Source organism: Methylacidimicrobium sp. B4, assembly GCF_017310545.1.
GTDB lineage: Bacteria > Verrucomicrobiota > Verrucomicrobiia > Methylacidiphilales > Methylacidiphilaceae > Methylacidimicrobium.
Window position 1 is genome coordinate 440,861 of record NZ_CP066203.1, and the last position, 15,332, is coordinate 456,192.

Genomic DNA, 15,332 nt, shown 5'->3' on the forward strand with positions numbered 1-15,332 from the left:
AACAAGAGCGGTTCACCATCAACGGAGGCGAGAACGATATGGCAAAGCGGACCATTCTCGATGTAGACGTGCGCGGGAAACGAGTGCTCATGCGAGTCGATTTCAATGTCCCGGTCGAGTACGTCGACGGCGACGCGCGAATCACCGACGATACGCGGATACGGGCGAGCCTCCCAACCGTTCAGAACCTCGTAAAGCGGGGCGCTCGTCTCGTTCTGATGAGTCACTTGGGTCGCCCCAAGGGAAAGGCGGATCCCAAGTTGAGCTTGCGTCCTGTGGCCGATCGCCTGGGCTATTTGCTGCAAAAGCCGGTTTCCTTCTCAAACGACTGCATCGGTTCCGGAGCGGAAAACTCGGTCAAGGCGCTTCAGGATGGAGCGGTCCTCCTGCTCGAGAACCTCCGTTTTCATCCCGAGGAGGAAAAGAACGACCCAGCTTTCAGCCGGCAGCTTGCCAGCCTGGGGGAGATCTACGTCAACGATGCGTTCGGAACGGCCCACCGTGCGCACGCCTCGACCGAAGGGGTAGCCCACTTTCTCCCGGAGCGGGTCATTGGCTTCCTCATGGAGAAGGAGCTCCACTTTCTCGGAGAGGAGTTGGAGAACCCGGCTCGCCCCTTTGTCGTAATCCTGGGCGGAGCCAAAGTTTCCGACAAGATCCGCGTGATCGACCGGCTCCTCAGCAAGGCCGATGCCCTCATCATCGGGGGAGCGATGGCGTACACGTTTTATCTGGCACAGGGCAAGGCGGTAGGAAAATCGCTCGTCGAGCCCGATCGGGTGGAGATGGCCCGTCGGGCTCTCGACAAGGCGGCGAGCCGCGGGATCGAGCTGCTGCTGCCGATCGACAGCTACATCGTCGAGGAGATCGATTTCGAGCACCGTCAAACCTCTCCGGGGCGTTACACGCAGCCCGGGGAGGAGATTCCCGGAGAGTGGCGAGGAGTTGATATCGGCCCCGCGACGATTGCCGCCATGCGGCGCCTGCTCGCAGGAGCACGGACGATTTTCTGGAACGGCCCGATGGGAGTCTTTGAGATTCGCGGTTGCGACAAGGGGACCTTTTCCGTTGCGGAGATGGTCGCCGAGAACCGGGATGCCGTGAGCATCGTGGGCGGGGGTGATTCTGTGAAGGCTCTCCACCGCTCCGGGCTTTCCGACCGCATCACCTTCATTTCCACGGGCGGCGGAGCGTCGCTCGAGTTTCTGGAAGGAGTACCGTTACCGGGAGTGTCGGTGATCCCCGACAAGACCGAGAAGGAAGAAAGCCAGGCGGCCGTCCCATCTTCGAGCGAAGGACCAACCAAGGCGTTTCTTCCGGTGTGAGGGCGCGTACCAAAATCGTCGCCGGCAACTGGAAGATGAACAAGACGGTTGCCGAGGCGGCTTCTCTGGTCGAGAAGCTCCAGAAGCAGCTGGCTTCCTTCTCCGGTTGCGAAGTGGTTCTCTGCCCTCCTTTCACGGCTCTGGCGAGCGTCGCGAAGCTCCTGAAGTCCACTCCTCAGATCCGGCTTGGGGCGCAGAATCTTCATCCCGCGCCCAAAGGAGCGTTTACGGGGGAAATTTCGGCCTCGATGCTCCGCGAAGTCGGTTGCCAGTTCGTCATCGTCGGCCACTCCGAACGCCGCCGCTACTTCGGCGAAACCGACGCCTTCCTCCGCGAGAAGCTCCTTGCCGCCGTTTCAGCGGGCTTGCACCCGATCTTCTGTGTGGGAGAGGATCTTCCAGATCGGGAAGCGGGCCGGTGGCCAGATCATCTGCGCTCTCAGCTTCAAGGGGTGCTTCATGCGCTGCCCCTCCCAGTTCTTTCGGAAATCGTGCTCGCCTACGAGCCTGTCTGGGCGATCGGCACTGGACGCAACGCCACCCCGGAGCAGGCGCAGGAAGCTCACGCCTTGCTTCGACAGGAGTTGGAGAGGCTTCATGGGCAGTCCATCGCTTCTCGACTGACGCTCCAGTATGGGGGAAGCGTCACTCCGCAGAATGCCCGTGAGCTTTTGGCTCAGCCAGACGTAGATGGACTCCTCGTGGGAGGGGCGAGCTTGGAGGCCGAAAGCTTTACCTCCATTCTCCTTTCCGTAGAATAGGGCGGCAATGATACGGATCCTCTTCGATATTCTCGTCGTCGGATATGCGCTGGTGGCGCTCTTGCTCGTTCTGGTCATCCTCATGCAGCGAAGCAAGCAGGAAGGGTTGGGAGCCACGTTCGGCAGCGGGGTCACCGATGCCCTCTTTGGAGCGCAAACCTCGAGCATCCTCGTCAAAGGCACATCCTGGCTGGCGGCGGTCTTTTTCAGCTTGGCGGTCATCCTCTCCTTCCTCTCCGGCCGGATCGCCGCCGATCACGGAACGATCCAGGAGAAGCTGCACCATCCCACGACCTCTTCCCCTGCGAGCCGAACCTTCCCGGCAACGACGCCGAAGCCAGCGAAATGACCTGGAGCGATGGGTTGCCAACAGTTGACTAATCAATAGACACAACTCACGTTGCATGGCATTCTTTTCCCATGAAGCTGAGCGTCTGGGCAAGGCGGCAGGGGATTGGCTACAAGACGGCTTGGCGGATGGGGAAGGACGGGAAGATGCCGGTGGCGGTCGAGCAGCTGCCGACCGGGACGGCGATCGTGCATGCGGAGGAGAGGCAGCCCGGCGGAGTTGCCCTCTATGCGCCCGTCTCCAGCGCCGACCGGAAGGCCGATCTGGACAGGCAGCTGGCGCGGCTGACGGAGTGGGCGCTCGCCAAGCGGTTGCCGATTGTCGATGCGGTCAAGGGGGTTGGCTCCGGGATGAACGGCCATCGCAAGGGGCTCTTGCGGCTCTTGCGCGATCCGAAGGTCGGCGTCATTCTGGTCGAGCATCGGGACCGGCGGATGCGCTTTGGATTCGAGCATGTGGAGGCGGCCTTGGCTGCGCATGGCAGATCCCTGCTGGTTATCGATCCCGAGGAGATGACCGACGACATCGTCCGCGATCTGCACGAGGACATCGAGTCGATGTGCGCGAGGCTCTACGGCAAGCGGTCCGCCAGGAACCGGGCGAAAAAGGCGCTCGAGGCTTTCCATGAGTGATCGTCCGGTCTTCACCTACCAGACGCGCTTGAGGCTGGCGGCGGAGCAGGTCGCGGCTCTGGACGCCTATGCGGATCTCTACGGGCAAGCCGAGCGGGCCCTCTTTGCCAGGATGCGGGTGGGGATTCCGATGGGCGATCTCAAGCGCGAGTTCCTGCGGCGCTTTGGGATCACCGCCCGGCAGTTCAACGCGATTCGCGTCGGCCTCGAGGGCAAGATCGCCTCGATCCGGGAGCGGCTTCCGGAGTGGATCGCCGAGGCCGAATCCCGCATCCAGAGAGCCGAAAGGGTCATCGGCATCCTCTCGGCGAGGGAGCCAGGCTCGGAGAAGCTTCATCAGAAGAAGCGGCGGCTTGGGAACCTTCGCGCCAGGCTCGCGGCGCGGATCGCCGACCGGGACTCGGGTCGCGTCCGCCTCTGCTTCGGCTCCCGCCGCCTCTTCCGCAAGCAGTTTGCCCTCGAGGAGAACGGCTATGCCAGCCATGCGGAGTGGAAAGAGGATTGGCAGGCGGCGCGGAGCGACCAGTTCTTCGTGATCGGCTCGAAGGACGAGACCGCGGGCAACCAGTCCTGCCGGGCTTCGATCGAGGACGACGGCAGCCTGACCCTGCGTCTGCGTCTTCCCGATGCGCTGGCCTCGGATGGCAAGCTTCTGGTCATTCCCGGCGTGCGATTCGCCTATGGCCAGGAGGAGATCCTTCAGGCGCTTGCCGCGAGCCGGGTTGTCTTCTCGCAAACCAAGACGGGCAAGCCTGTCCGGAAGCGGGAGGGAGTGGCGGTAAGCTACCGCTTTTTAAGGGATCGGAAGGGCTGGCGGGTCTTCGCGAGCGTCGAGGCCAGGCCGGTTCCCATTGCGACGAGCCGTCTGGCGGGAGCGGTTGGGATCGACATCAACCACGACCATCTGGCCGTGGCGGAGACGGACCGGTTCGGCAACCTGCGGCGGGCCCTTCGGGTGGATCTCAACCTCTACGGCAAGACCGAAGATCAAGCCAAGGCGATCATCGGCGACGCGGCGAGGATGATTGTGGAGATGGCACGGGAGCGTGGTCTTCCCCTGGTCCTTGAGCGGCTGGATCTCAAGAAAAGGAGGGCTGAGCTTGAGGTGGCGAGTCCATCCGCCGCCAGGAAGATCTCGTCGTTTTGCTACTCCAAGACCATCGCCATGCTCAAGGCGGCCTGTTTTCGAGCCGGAGTCGAGGGGATCGAAGTCGATCCGGCCTATACTTCCGTGATCGGCGCGGTGAATCACGCGCGTCGTCACGGCATCGGTTCTCACCAGGGCGCGGCCTATGCCGTGGCCAGGAGAGGCTTGGGCCTCTCCGAGCGTCCGACCGTGCGGGAGGCCATTGCGCCAGCCCGCAATGGCGGCCACCTCACCTTTGCCCTACCCGTGAGGAATCGGGCGAAGCATGTGTGGTCGTTCTGGTCGGAGGTTCGGAGGAGGCTCAAAGCGGCGCATGCAGCGCATGCCCGGTCGGGAGGCTTGCGAGAGCCGCCCGCGCCTTTGCTCCCGGAAACGCGGGCATTGGGCGCAACCTGGGCATTGCCGGCGCAATCCCGGCACGCGAACCGTCGGCAGAACTGTTCGGCCGACGTCATCGACGACCTTCCCTGGTAGTGGAATGTTTGTCTATGGTTTTAGGAACGGTTCGCTCAGCCTTCGCACCGTCGTTTGCGGCATCCTCCTGGTCGCTCTGGCGAATTGCCGCCATTCCCCTCCCTCCGATCGGCTGGTCGTCATTAACGGCCCTGAGCCGGAGAGCCTCGACCCCCAGGTGATCACGGGGCAGCCCGAGGGGCGCATCTGCAAAGCCCTCTTCGAAGGCCTCACCGCAGAGGACAAGGAGGGAAACGTCGTTCCCGGCATCGCGCGAGAGTGGTCCGTCTCTCCGGATGGACGGACCTACCGGTTTCTCCTCCGTGAGAGCTGCTGGAGCGACGGGAGCCCACTCACCGCTCAGGATTTCGCTGCATCCTGGCAGCGTGCTCTCGAGCCCCGGATAGCGGCCAAGTATGCAGATCTGCTCTATTGTATCGAAAACGCCGAAGCCTATAACCGAGGCCGGCTCCGCGACTTTTCCCAAGTGGGCGTCCGAGCGATCGATTCCCGCACGCTCGAAGTCCATCTGATCGGTCCGACCCCATTCTTTCCCTCGCTCTGCGCTCAATCCATCTTTTCTCCAGTTCCACTCGCGGTCGTGCGAAGACATGGCGACGATTGGATCAAGCCCGGGAAGCTCATCGGCAACGGCCCCTACCTTCTCGATTCGTGGCAGATCAATGATCGGATCGTCCTTCGCAAGAACCCTCGATACTGGCGGCAGGAGACCGTTCGCATCCCTTGGATCGAAGCACTGGCCGTAACGCGAGCATCCGCTGCGTTCAACCTTTTTGCGAGCGGCAAGGCCGATCTCATCCTCGACAAGGGACTCATTCCGACCTTCTTTCTTTCCGAGCTGCGGAAGCAGCCCTACTTCCATTCCGCCCCGTTCCTGGCCACCTACTTTTATCGGTTCAACGTAACTACGCCCCCCCTGAACGATCCGCGTGTCCGCAAAGCGCTCGCCTTGTCGGTCGACCGGGAGCGACTGATCCGCACGGTCACTCGTGGCGGAGAGCGTCCGGCCCATTCCTTGACGCCTCCCGGAATTCCCGGATATACGCCGCCGACCGGCCTGGGATTCGATCCCGATCGGGCCAGAGCCCTTCTCGCCGAGGCGGGCTTTCCGGGCGGCCGAGGTTTCCCCCCCCTGACCCTGCTTTATAATTCGAGCGAGCAGAACGAGCAGATCGCCACCGAGATCCAGGCGATTTGGCGGCAGATTCTAGGAATTTCGGTGAGCCTGCGCAATCAGGAGTGGAAGGTCTATCTCAATTCCGTACAGTCACTCTCCTACCAGATCGCGCGTTCGAGCTGGGTGGGAGATTACGAAGATCCCTTCACCTTCCTTGGATGCTTCCTGCGCAACAGCGGGAACAACAATACCGGCTGGTCGAACGACCGGTACGAGAAGCTCCTGACCGAAGCGACGGTGACCGTGGCTCCGAAGGAGCGCCTTGCCCTGCTGCACGAAGCCGAGTCCATTCTCGTCAAAGAGGAGCTTCCCATCCTTCCCATCTACTTTTACTCTGGAATCATGCTCTACCACGAAACCCGCCTGGGAGGCATCAGCGCCAACCTGCTCGACGAGCACCCGTTCCGAGAGATCTACTTTCGCACTCGGTCGGCAGCGGATTCGGCCGACCCCTAATCCCGCACGCAAACACGACGAAGAGGAACTCCTTATTCTCTATCCATCCATGGACCATTCTCTCCGCGGCATCAGGATTACCCCCGGGCACGCAGTGGCCAAGGCGCCCGACGCGGAAAGAAGACCGTCCGGATGAGAACCCCCAATGCTCGCCTTTCTTCTCCGCCGCTTGACGGGAGCCGTCCCCGTGCTTCTGGGGGTGATCACGATCACCTTCTTTCTCGTTCGCCTGGCTCCCGGCAGCCCATTTGCCGGGGAACGGGCTATCCCGCCCGCGATCCTGCAGGAGCTGGAAGCCCGCTACAAGCTGAACGGTTCCCTGTGGGAGCAATATACGAGCTACGTGTCCGACGTCCTCCACGGCGATCTCCGTCTGTCGACCCGATACCGGAATCGCACCGTCAATGAGATTATCGGCCAGACGCTTCCCGTATCCCTGACGCTCGGGGGTAGTGCATTCGCCCTCGCGCTCGGCTTCGGCATCGCCGCCGGAGTCTGGGCTGCGGTTCGGCACAATCGGACGGCCGACCGCCTCGTTCAAATCCTCTGCTTGGCCGGAATCTCGATTCCCAGCTTTGTGCTCGCCCCCCTCGCCGTCCTGCTCTTCTCGCTGCACTGGAGGCTGCTGCCTCCTGGCGGCTGGGGAAGCTTCCGCGAGCTCCTTCTCCCCGCAAGCTGCCTCGCCCTGCCCTATGCTGCGGTCGTGGCGAGGCTCACGCGCGCCAGCATGCTCGAGATCCTGCCGATGGACTATATCCGCACCGCTCGAGCGAAGGGGCTCCCCGCCGCGACGATCCTCTTCGTCCACGGGCTCAAGCCCGCCTCCCTTCCGATCGTGGCCTACGCGGCTCCCCTTGCCGCCAACCTCCTGACCGGCTCCCTCGTCATCGAGGAGATCTTCGGCATCCACGGAATGGGCTCTTTCTTCGTGGAGGGCGTCTTGAGTCGCGACGTTTTTCTGGTCGCCGGGGTGACTCTGGTCTATAGCGCACTTCTGATCGGCTTCAACCTGTTGGCCGATCTCACATCGGCATGGCTCGACAAGAGAGTTCAACTATCGTGAAGGCCAATGGCCAAAGGCCCAAGGCGAGGCTCGACCGGTGGACCGCCCTTGCGGCCGCCTCCCTCGCCTTCTTGCTGGTAGTGGCGATCTTCGGACCCCTGCTTTCTCGCTATTCGGCGGCGGAGATCAGCGAAGAGTCCTTGGCGTGCCCGAGCCTCAACCATTGGATGGGGACCGATATTCATGGGCGTGACCTTTTGACCCGTCTGCTCTGCGGCGCGCGAATCTCCTTCCTGGTCGGCTTCTTCGGCGCGTTCGTGAGCCTCGTGATCGGCTCAACCTACGGAGCGCTCGCGGGGTACGCGGGAGGAAAGGTCGATCGGCTCCTCATGCAGCTGGTCGATCTTCTCTACTCCCTCCCCACCCTCATCTTGGTGATCGTCCTGATCGCCTTGCTCGAAGCCCCCCTGAGGAAGGCGTTGATTGGCTGGCAGCTCACGATCCTGCTCCCCTACAGCCGCATCTTCCTCCTCTTCCTTGGCCTCGGGCTTGTCGAATGGCTCACGATGGCCCGCGTCGTCCGGAGTCGTGTCCTGGTGCTCAAAGCCGCGATCTTCGTCCAGGCGGCGCAGGTGATCGGAAGGTCACCCTTCGGCATTCTCCGTCACCATATCCTGCCCCACCTCTTGGGAATCGTGGCGGTCTACTTGACCTTGACCGTTCCCGCTGTGATCTTGGCCGAGTCGTTCCTGAGCTTCCTCGGCCTGGGAGTCGAGCCCCCCTCCGCAAGCTTGGGGACACTCTTGGCTGATGGAGCCCAGGCGATCAACCCGATGAAGATGGCCTGGTGGCTTCTGGTCTTCCCCGGCGGAATGCTCGCCTGGACCCTCTGGTCGCTCAACGCTCTCGGAGACAAGCTGCGAGATCTGCTCGACCCCTCCGGCCGGTAACGGAAGCTACGCATCGGTTGCGTGGGGGAAGCAGCCAAGAGTCAGTGCCGCATCGAGGCGAAGCCTCGCATGCTGCAAGGCATACCTCACCATGTCCTCGTGATAGACCGGGCGTCCGTCGGGAAAGCAGAGAGCCTCTTCCTCCTCCAACCCCGGCTCCGCCGGTCGGCCGCTCCTGCAGGGCGCTCCTCTGCCCAAGCGTCCAGGAAGGAGCCACAAGCGCGCTCCATTGCGCTGTCGGCAGCAGAACGTCCGCTCCACCGAGGCAGGGAGGGAAAGGGCGCCGCCTCGAATCACGACCGGGTCGATCAGGTAGAGCAGAGCCACCCGAATCCCCTCCTCGACGAAGAAGCGGGCGAGACGGACCGCGCTCACCCCTCCCCGGCTATAGCCGAAAAGAAAAACGGCTTCGGGTTTCCTCGAGAGCCGGGAAAAGAAGAGCGGAAGGATCCAGCCCACACCGGGAGGAAAGACGGTGGCGCCTGCCCGCCGGGCCGCCTCGACCAGCAAAAAATTGGCCCACCCGGGCCCGGCGGGACCGACCCCGTGAAAGACGATCCGGCAGATCGCTGGCCCGCCTTGGCGGACGCGCATCCTCACCCGACCTTTCCTTCACGAGCGAGGATTCGCCGCAACACGTAGGGCAGAATGCCGCCGTGTCGGAAATAGTCCGCCTCGGCGGGCGTATCGATCCGGCAAAGGATCGGCACCTCTCGGGTCTCCCCACCAGGCCGGCAGATCCTCAGCGAGAGCTCCTGGCCGGATCCGAGGTCCTGCTCGAAGCCCGGAATCTCGAAGGTCTCGCTTCCGTCGAGCGAGAGATCGGAAAGCCGGACGCCGCCCCCGAAGGTGCAGGGCAACACCCCCATGCCGACCAGGTTTCCCCGATGGATGCGTTCGAAGCTCTCCGCGACCACGGCCCGCACTCCCAAGAGCGCACTCCCCTTGGCGGCCCAGTCGCGAGAGCTCCCGGTCCCATACTCCCGTCCGGCCAAGACCAGCAGCGGGACTCCTTCCTGCCGATACTGCATGGCCGCGTCGTAGATCGACATCACGGCACCATCGGGCAGGTGACGGGTGACTCCGCCTTCCACCCCCGGCACGAGCTGGTTGCGTAACCGGACGTTCGCGAAGGTGCCGCGTACCATTACCCGATCGTTGCCGCGGCGGCTGCCGTAGCTATTGAACTCTTCACGGCCCACCCCCAGTTCCTTCAAATATCGGCCCGCCGGTCCGTCCGCCTTGATCGCCCCCGCGGGCGAGATGTGATCGGTCGTCACCGAGTCCCCCAGGACGCAGAGGGCGCGTGCGCTCACGCAAGGTCGGCGAGCGGGTGCCTCCAAGGAAAACCCTTCCAGAAACGGCGGCTCTTGAATGTAGGTGTTGTTCGCATCCCAGGCATAGATTGCGCCGCCCGGAGCCTCGATCTCCTGCCATTGAGGATTGAGCTCGGCGAAATTGCGGTAGAGCCGGCCAAATGCGTCCGGATCATTCGCCAAATCGAGCAGATCGCTCACCTCCTCTCCGCTCGGCCAGATGTCGCGCAGGAATACCGGCCGACCGTTCTCGTCTCGGCCCAGGGGATCTGATTCCGGATCCCAGTCAACGCGCCCCGCCAGAGCAAAGGCGACGACCAGCGGCGGAGACATGAGGAAATTGGCTCGGACCGCCGCATGGATCCGCGCCTCGAAATTGCGATTTCCGGAGAGCACCGCCGCAACAATCAAGCGGTGCGAGCCGATCGCCTCCTCAAGCGGCGCGGACAAAGGTCCGCTGTTGCCGATGCAGGTCGTGCAGCCATAGCCGACCACTTGGAAACCGAGTCGATCCAAGGAATCCTGTAGCCCGGCGCGCGCCAGATAGTCCGAGACGACGCGGGAGCCGGGCGCCAAGGAAGTCTTCACGTGCGGAGGCACCGTCAATCCGCGCTCGACGGCCTTCTTCGCCAGAAGGCCGGCGGCGAGCATGACACTTGGATTGGAGGTATTCGTGCAGCTGGTGATGGCCGCGATGACGACGCTCCCGTGTCCGATCTCTTCCGGGAAACCATTGGATACTACTTCGATGGGATCGGGCGTGGGGCGAAGATCCCGCAGCTCACTTTCGCTCGGAGAGCCCGGTTCCGGGCCGTTGGGATCGGGCGGACGGGCCCTTCCGGCAGCCTGTGGCTGGACGTGGGTTCGAGCCGCGAGATCCTCCGGGCTTTTCCCATACCCCCCCCGATCCACAGGAAGGGTGAGCCACTGCTGAAAGGCTCCCTTCAGAGACTTGAGCCCGATGCGATCCTGCGGACGGCGCGGGCCGGCGACGGCCGGCTCCACCTCCTCAAGCGGCAGCTCCACGATCTCGGTGTAGTCGACCTCGCCCACTTCCTGGGGTATTTGGAGCATCCCTTGGCTCAAGTAGTATCGTTCCACCAGCTCGAGCAGATCCCGCGGACGGCCGCTCCGCCGCAAATAGGCGAGCGATTCCCGGTCGAACGGAAAATACCCCATCGTGGCTCCGTACTCCGGCGCCATGTTGCTGAGGGTAGCTCGATCCGGCACGCGGAGCGACGAGGCGCCCGGACCAAAGAACTCCACGATCTTATTGACCACCCCGACCTGGCGGAGCTTCTCGGTGATCCGCAGCACAAGGTCGGTTGCCGTGACTCCGGGAGCCAAGGCACCGGTGAGGTGGACACCGACCACATCGGGCGTGAGCAGATAGTAGGGTTCCCCCAGCATCGCCGCCTCGGCCTCGATCCCGCCGACACCCCATCCGACCACGCCCAGCCCGTTGATCATGGTCGTGTGCGAATCGGTTCCCAAGACGGTATCGGGGTAGAGCACCCTTCCCTCCCTTCCCTCCTGAACGAAGACCCCCTTGGCGAGATATTCCAGGTTCACCTGATGACAGATCCCGATCCCGGGCGGGACGATCCGCAGCTTCCGGAAAGCCCCTTCCCCCCACTTCAAGAAGGCATACCGGTCCCGGTTCCGCGCAAACTCCCATCCCAGGTTTTTCGCCAGCGCGTCCGACCTTCCGAAGAGATCGACCTGAACGGAGTGATCGATGACCAGGTCGACCGGGATCTCCGGCTCCACCCCGCTCACGACTCGGCCGATCCGGGCCAGCGCACTGCGCATCGCCGCCAGATCGACGAGAAGAGGCACACCTGTGAAGTCCTGCAGGAGAATGCGAGCCACGCGAAGAGGAATTTCCCGCCGCGCCGGATTCTTCGCCTCCCAGCGAGCCAGCGCCTCCACGTCCCTTTCGTCGACCCCCGCCGTTCCACAAAAGCGCGCAAGCGACTCGAGAAAAATCCGCAAGCTGATCGGAAGCCGGCGAACCGGCCCCAAGCCGGCTTCCTCCAAAGCGGGAAGCGAAAAGAAGAAAAACTCTCCCGCTCCCGGAACTGCTAAGCTTCGTCTCCACTCTGCGTTTACTAACTTTGCCTTCATCGCGGACTTGGCATTCTCAAAAAAAAGAGTAGGCTCCAAAAAAATCGATGGCAACCGGATTCCTTTGGTTGGGAATAGAGAAGCCGATTGGCACACTTCCCGCTTCCCTACCGAGGGGAAAGCCGATTCGCAAAGAAACAGGAAGGAGGTATGGGATGCGTTTAACCCAAGATCCGTTCGATTCTTGCCTGAAGTCGAAGACCCTGTTCCGTCTGCCTGGTCACAAGCAGGAAAAGATCCTTGCTCGTCGCTACGAGCGTCGAAAGGCCCGGCAGCACCTCCATCGCCGTGGATACCCGGAGGAAAGCTAAGCCGCTCTCTTCCGCTCTCGTCCAGTGATGCCTGCCAGCGCTTCGGGCCGACCGGATGCAGAGAAGCTTGAGCGGCGCCTCTGGGAAGCGCCGCTCAAGCTCTCCTAACTCCTCGCCCGAGCGCTACGGTTTAGTACCGCTGGCCGGGAGGCTTCTGGGCGGCGTAGGGGCGGGTGGTGTAGCGGATCTGTCGATCCGCGGCCTCCATCCGGTCGAGGAAAAAGCCGGGCTCCTCCTTCGGCCGCTGCACCAGAAAGGAGAGCATCGTGCTCTGATACCCCTGCTGCCGGTTGTAGCCGCTAAGCCGGATGTAGTCCTGAGGACGCGCCTTCCGGCACTCCGCCAGCTCGTGCATCACCCCCGCCGGATCCTTCAGGTCGAACATCGGCAGCCCCCACATCTCCCAGTAGACATTCCGCGGATGCGGATCATCGGTAAACTCGATGCTCACCGCCCATCCGTTGCGCAAGCAGTACTCCACCTGCGCCCGAATCTCCTCCTCGGTCAAATCCGGCAGATACGAAAACGTCCCTTGCGTCAGTCTCATTCGCTTGCCTCCTTCCTTAGACGAGCTCCGGAGTCGCCACCGCATCCGGCACGTCGGTCGACTCAAACTCAAAGCTCACATCCTTCCAAATCTCCAGGGCCTTCCGAAGCGAAGGCGAATGCCGCGCAGCCTTCTCCAGGATCTCCGGCCCTTCGTGCAGGTAGTCCCGCCCTTCGTTGCGCGCCTGAATCATCGCCTCCAGCGCCACCCGGTTCGCCGTCGCCCCAGCCGCAATCCCGTCCGGATGCCCGATGGTCCCCCCGCCAAACTGCAAGATGCAATCCTCCCCCAAGTAGTGGAGCAACAGATGCATCTGCCCCGCGTGGATCCCGCCCGAGGCCACCGGCATCACCGCCGCCATCGACGCCCAGTCCTGCTCGAAGTAGAGCCCCAAGGAGGGCTCCGCCTCGGTCCGGTTGCACCGCAAGGTCCGGTAGTAGCCCTGCACCGAGTGGACATCCCCCTCGAGCTTCCCCACCACCGTCCCCGCATGAATGTGGTCCACCCCCGCCAGCCGCATCCACTTGGCAATCACCCGGAAGTTGACCCCGTGGCTCTTCTGCCTCGTGTAGGTGCTATGACCCGCCCGATGCAAATGAAGAAGCAACCCATGGCGCCGAGCCCACTTCGCCATCGACTGAATCGCCGTAAAGCCCGCCGTCAGGTCGACCATCACCACGACACTCCCCAGCTCCTTCGCAAAGTCGGCCCGCTCGTACATCTCCTCCATCGTCGCCGCCGTCACGTTGAGATAATGCCCCTTGACCTCCCCCGTGTCCGCCTGCGCCCGGTTGACCGCCTCCATCGCAAAAAGCCACCGGTCCCGCCACCGCATGAAGGGCTGGCTGTTGATGTTCTCGTCGTCCTTCGTAAAGTCCAACCCCCCACGCAACGCCTCGTAGACCACCCGCCCGTAGTTCCGAGCCGAAAGCCCCAGCTTCGGCTTCACCGTCGCCCCAAGCAGCGGACGCCCATACTTGTTCAGATACTCCCGCTCCATCATGATCCCATGCGCCGGCCCCTGAAAGGTCTTGGTGTAGTGCGGCGGAATCCGCATATCCTCCAACCGCACCGACTTGAGCGCCTTGAACCCAAAGACGTTCCCAATGATCGAAGAGGAGAGGTTCGCAATCGAACCCTCCTCAAATAGATCCAGGTCATAGGCGATATAGGCGATGTACTGGTCGCTCCCCGGCACCGGATCGACCCGATAACACTTCCCCTGATAGTGCTCGTAGGCCGTCAACCGGTCGGTCCATACCACCGTCCAGGTCGCCGTCGAGCTCTCCCCGGCCACCGCCGCCCCCGCCTCCACCGGATCCATCCCCGGCTGCGGCACCAGCCGAAACGCCGCAATGATGTCGGTCTCCTTCGGCTTGTAGCCCGCGTTGTAGTACCCCATCTCCGCATACGGACTCACCCCGGCCGACCACCGGCTCTTCTTCTGCCCCTGCCCATCGTGCCTCACCATCGCCATCGCTCTTTCTCCTTTCTCGCTTCCCGGCTCGAGGCCTCCTCCCGCCCCCACCGGCTCCTTCGCTTATACCCCGCCACCATGAATAATACTATTTGATTGTTTTTATTTAGCTCATAAGTTGAATAAATGGATGTAACCCTGCAGCAACTGCGCGTCTTTGAGGCAATCGCTCATCACCGGAGCTTTACCAAGGCGGCAGAGGCCGTTCACTTGACGCAGCCAGCCGTATCGATCGCGATCAAGCGCTTCGAGGAGGCGGTCGGCCTCCCGCTCTTCGAGCGCATCGGCAAAAAGATCTATCTCACTCGCGCAGGGGAGACCCTGGCGGAGCAGATTCGCGCCATTCGCCGCGAGGTCGATGCTCTGGGAAACCTCGTGCATTCGCTCCAAGGGGGAGTCCAGGGCGCGCTGCACATCGCGGGAGTCACGACCTGCAAATATTTCATGCCCCATCTGCTGGGAGCCTTCGTCCGCTCCTATCCCGGAGTCCGTCCGAGCCTGACGGTCACCAACCGGGCGCGAGTGCTCCAACGGCTTGCGGAAAACCAGGACGACCTGGTCGTAATGGGTCAGGTACCCGAAGGTCTCCCGGTGGAGACCTTTCCCTTTTTGGACAACTCGCTGGTCGTCGTGGGCTGGGCGGGTCACCCACTCGCCGGGAGGCGGAGCATCCCGCTGCGGGAGCTGCTCCAGGAGCGGTTCTTGAGTCGCGAGCCCGGCTCCGGAACGCGCGCGGCCGTCGATCAGGCCTTTCGACACGAAAGGATGGCCGTCGAGCCCTACATGGAGCTCGGGAGCAGCGAGGCCATCAAGCAGGCCGTGATCGCTGGCCTGGGCATTTCGGTGCTTTCCGCGCGCAATATCCGTCCCGAGGTGGAGCAGGGACGTCTTTGCATCCTCGATGTTGCCGGCTTTCCTCTGCAGCGGCACTGGTATGCCGTTCATCCCAGGGGGAAGCATCTCTCCCGTGCCGCGGAAACCTTCCTCGCCTTTCTCCGCACGGAAGGCGCCGCCATCCTGGAAGACGAGCCAGACGGAGCCGCTTTGACTCCGGCTAAGGGGCAACCGGAGAGGCGTCCGAATGGACGGAGCGATCCCGACGATAATCGAGGGCGGGAGCCAGCCGCCAATACCGCTGGATCTCGCAGAGCAGATAGAAGAGCTTCACCCGGAGCCAGAGAGACAGGTTGAGGTCGTTATTTCCGGCCAGAAGATGAATGACGGCCTTCTTCATGGATCGGGGCGGACGCGGCGTCATGAAGACCTCGAAGGCGCGATCG

At 62.8% G+C, this 15,332-nt stretch carries 13 protein-coding genes; 9 read left to right on the plus strand and 4 right to left on the minus strand.

All coding sequences use genetic code 11. The features are described from left to right. Positions 1-38: 38 nt before the first annotated feature. The 8 genes from pgk (at position 39) to MacB4_RS02185 (ending at position 8,274) form a co-directional block, all read left to right on the plus strand. Positions 39-1,325, plus strand: coding sequence for a phosphoglycerate kinase (gene pgk / locus MacB4_RS02150; RefSeq protein ID WP_206864242.1), 1,287 nt, complete (start codon positions 39-41; stop codon positions 1,323-1,325). Further along, positions 1,322-2,086: a triose-phosphate isomerase gene (gene tpiA / locus MacB4_RS02155; RefSeq protein ID WP_305063688.1), complete on the plus strand. Its 765-nt coding sequence runs from the start codon at positions 1,322-1,324 to the stop codon at positions 2,084-2,086. The genes pgk and tpiA overlap by 4 nt, the downstream gene beginning before the upstream one ends. Before the next feature lie 7 nt (positions 2,087-2,093). After that, a complete protein-coding gene (secG, locus tag MacB4_RS02160) occupies positions 2,094-2,435 on the plus strand; it encodes a preprotein translocase subunit SecG (protein ID WP_206864244.1) in 342 nt (113 codons plus the stop codon). Between the two features lie 71 nt (positions 2,436-2,506). Beyond that, complete coding sequence (locus MacB4_RS02165) at positions 2,507-3,067, plus strand: IS607 family transposase (protein ID WP_206864245.1); 561 nt, start codon at positions 2,507-2,509, stop codon at positions 3,065-3,067. Further along, on the plus strand, positions 3,060-4,688 hold the full coding sequence (locus tag MacB4_RS02170; protein ID WP_206864246.1) for an IS200/IS605 family accessory protein TnpB-related protein: 1,629 nt from the start codon (positions 3,060-3,062) through the stop codon (positions 4,686-4,688). Before MacB4_RS02165 ends, MacB4_RS02170 begins: the two co-directional genes overlap by 8 nt. A 4-nt stretch (positions 4,689-4,692) precedes the next feature. Further along, a complete protein-coding gene (locus MacB4_RS02175) occupies positions 4,693-6,321 on the plus strand; it encodes a peptide ABC transporter substrate-binding protein (protein WP_206864247.1) in 1,629 nt (542 codons plus the stop codon). A 145-nt stretch (positions 6,322-6,466) separates the two neighbouring features. Continuing rightward, a complete protein-coding gene (locus tag MacB4_RS02180) occupies positions 6,467-7,384 on the plus strand; it encodes an ABC transporter permease (protein ID WP_206864248.1) in 918 nt (305 codons plus the stop codon). Then, a complete protein-coding gene (locus MacB4_RS02185; protein WP_242529285.1) occupies positions 7,381-8,274 on the plus strand; it encodes an ABC transporter permease in 894 nt (297 codons plus the stop codon). The genes MacB4_RS02180 and MacB4_RS02185 overlap by 4 nt, the downstream gene beginning before the upstream one ends. A 6-nt stretch (positions 8,275-8,280) precedes the next feature. On the opposite strand, the gene MacB4_RS02190 is transcribed toward MacB4_RS02185, so the two are convergent. The 4 genes from MacB4_RS02190 to MacB4_RS02205 all read right to left on the minus strand — a co-directional run bounded on the left by MacB4_RS02190 (position 8,281) and on the right by MacB4_RS02205 (position 14,046). Further along, a complete protein-coding gene (locus tag MacB4_RS02190; protein ID WP_206864250.1) occupies positions 8,281-8,874 on the minus strand; it encodes a hypothetical protein in 594 nt (197 codons plus the stop codon). Further along, positions 8,871-11,717, minus strand: a complete 2,847-nt coding sequence (locus tag MacB4_RS02195) for an aconitate hydratase (RefSeq protein WP_206864251.1) — start codon at positions 11,715-11,717, stop codon at positions 8,871-8,873. Before MacB4_RS02195 ends, MacB4_RS02190 begins: the two co-directional genes overlap by 4 nt. Positions 11,718-12,158: 441 nt before the next feature. Further along, entirely contained in the window at positions 12,159-12,575 is a 417-nt protein-coding gene (locus MacB4_RS02200) for a ribulose bisphosphate carboxylase small subunit (protein WP_206864252.1), read from the minus strand. Positions 12,576-12,591: 16 nt separating this feature from the next. Further along, on the minus strand, positions 12,592-14,046 hold the full coding sequence (locus tag MacB4_RS02205; protein WP_206864903.1) for a form I ribulose bisphosphate carboxylase large subunit: 1,455 nt from the start codon (positions 14,044-14,046) through the stop codon (positions 12,592-12,594). A gap of 132 nt (positions 14,047-14,178) precedes the next feature. On the opposite strand from MacB4_RS02205, the gene MacB4_RS02210 reads away from it, so the two are divergent. Continuing rightward, positions 14,179-15,243: a LysR family transcriptional regulator gene (locus tag MacB4_RS02210; RefSeq protein ID WP_206864253.1), complete on the plus strand. Its 1,065-nt coding sequence runs from the start codon at positions 14,179-14,181 to the stop codon at positions 15,241-15,243. Positions 15,244-15,332: the final 89 nt, after the last annotated feature.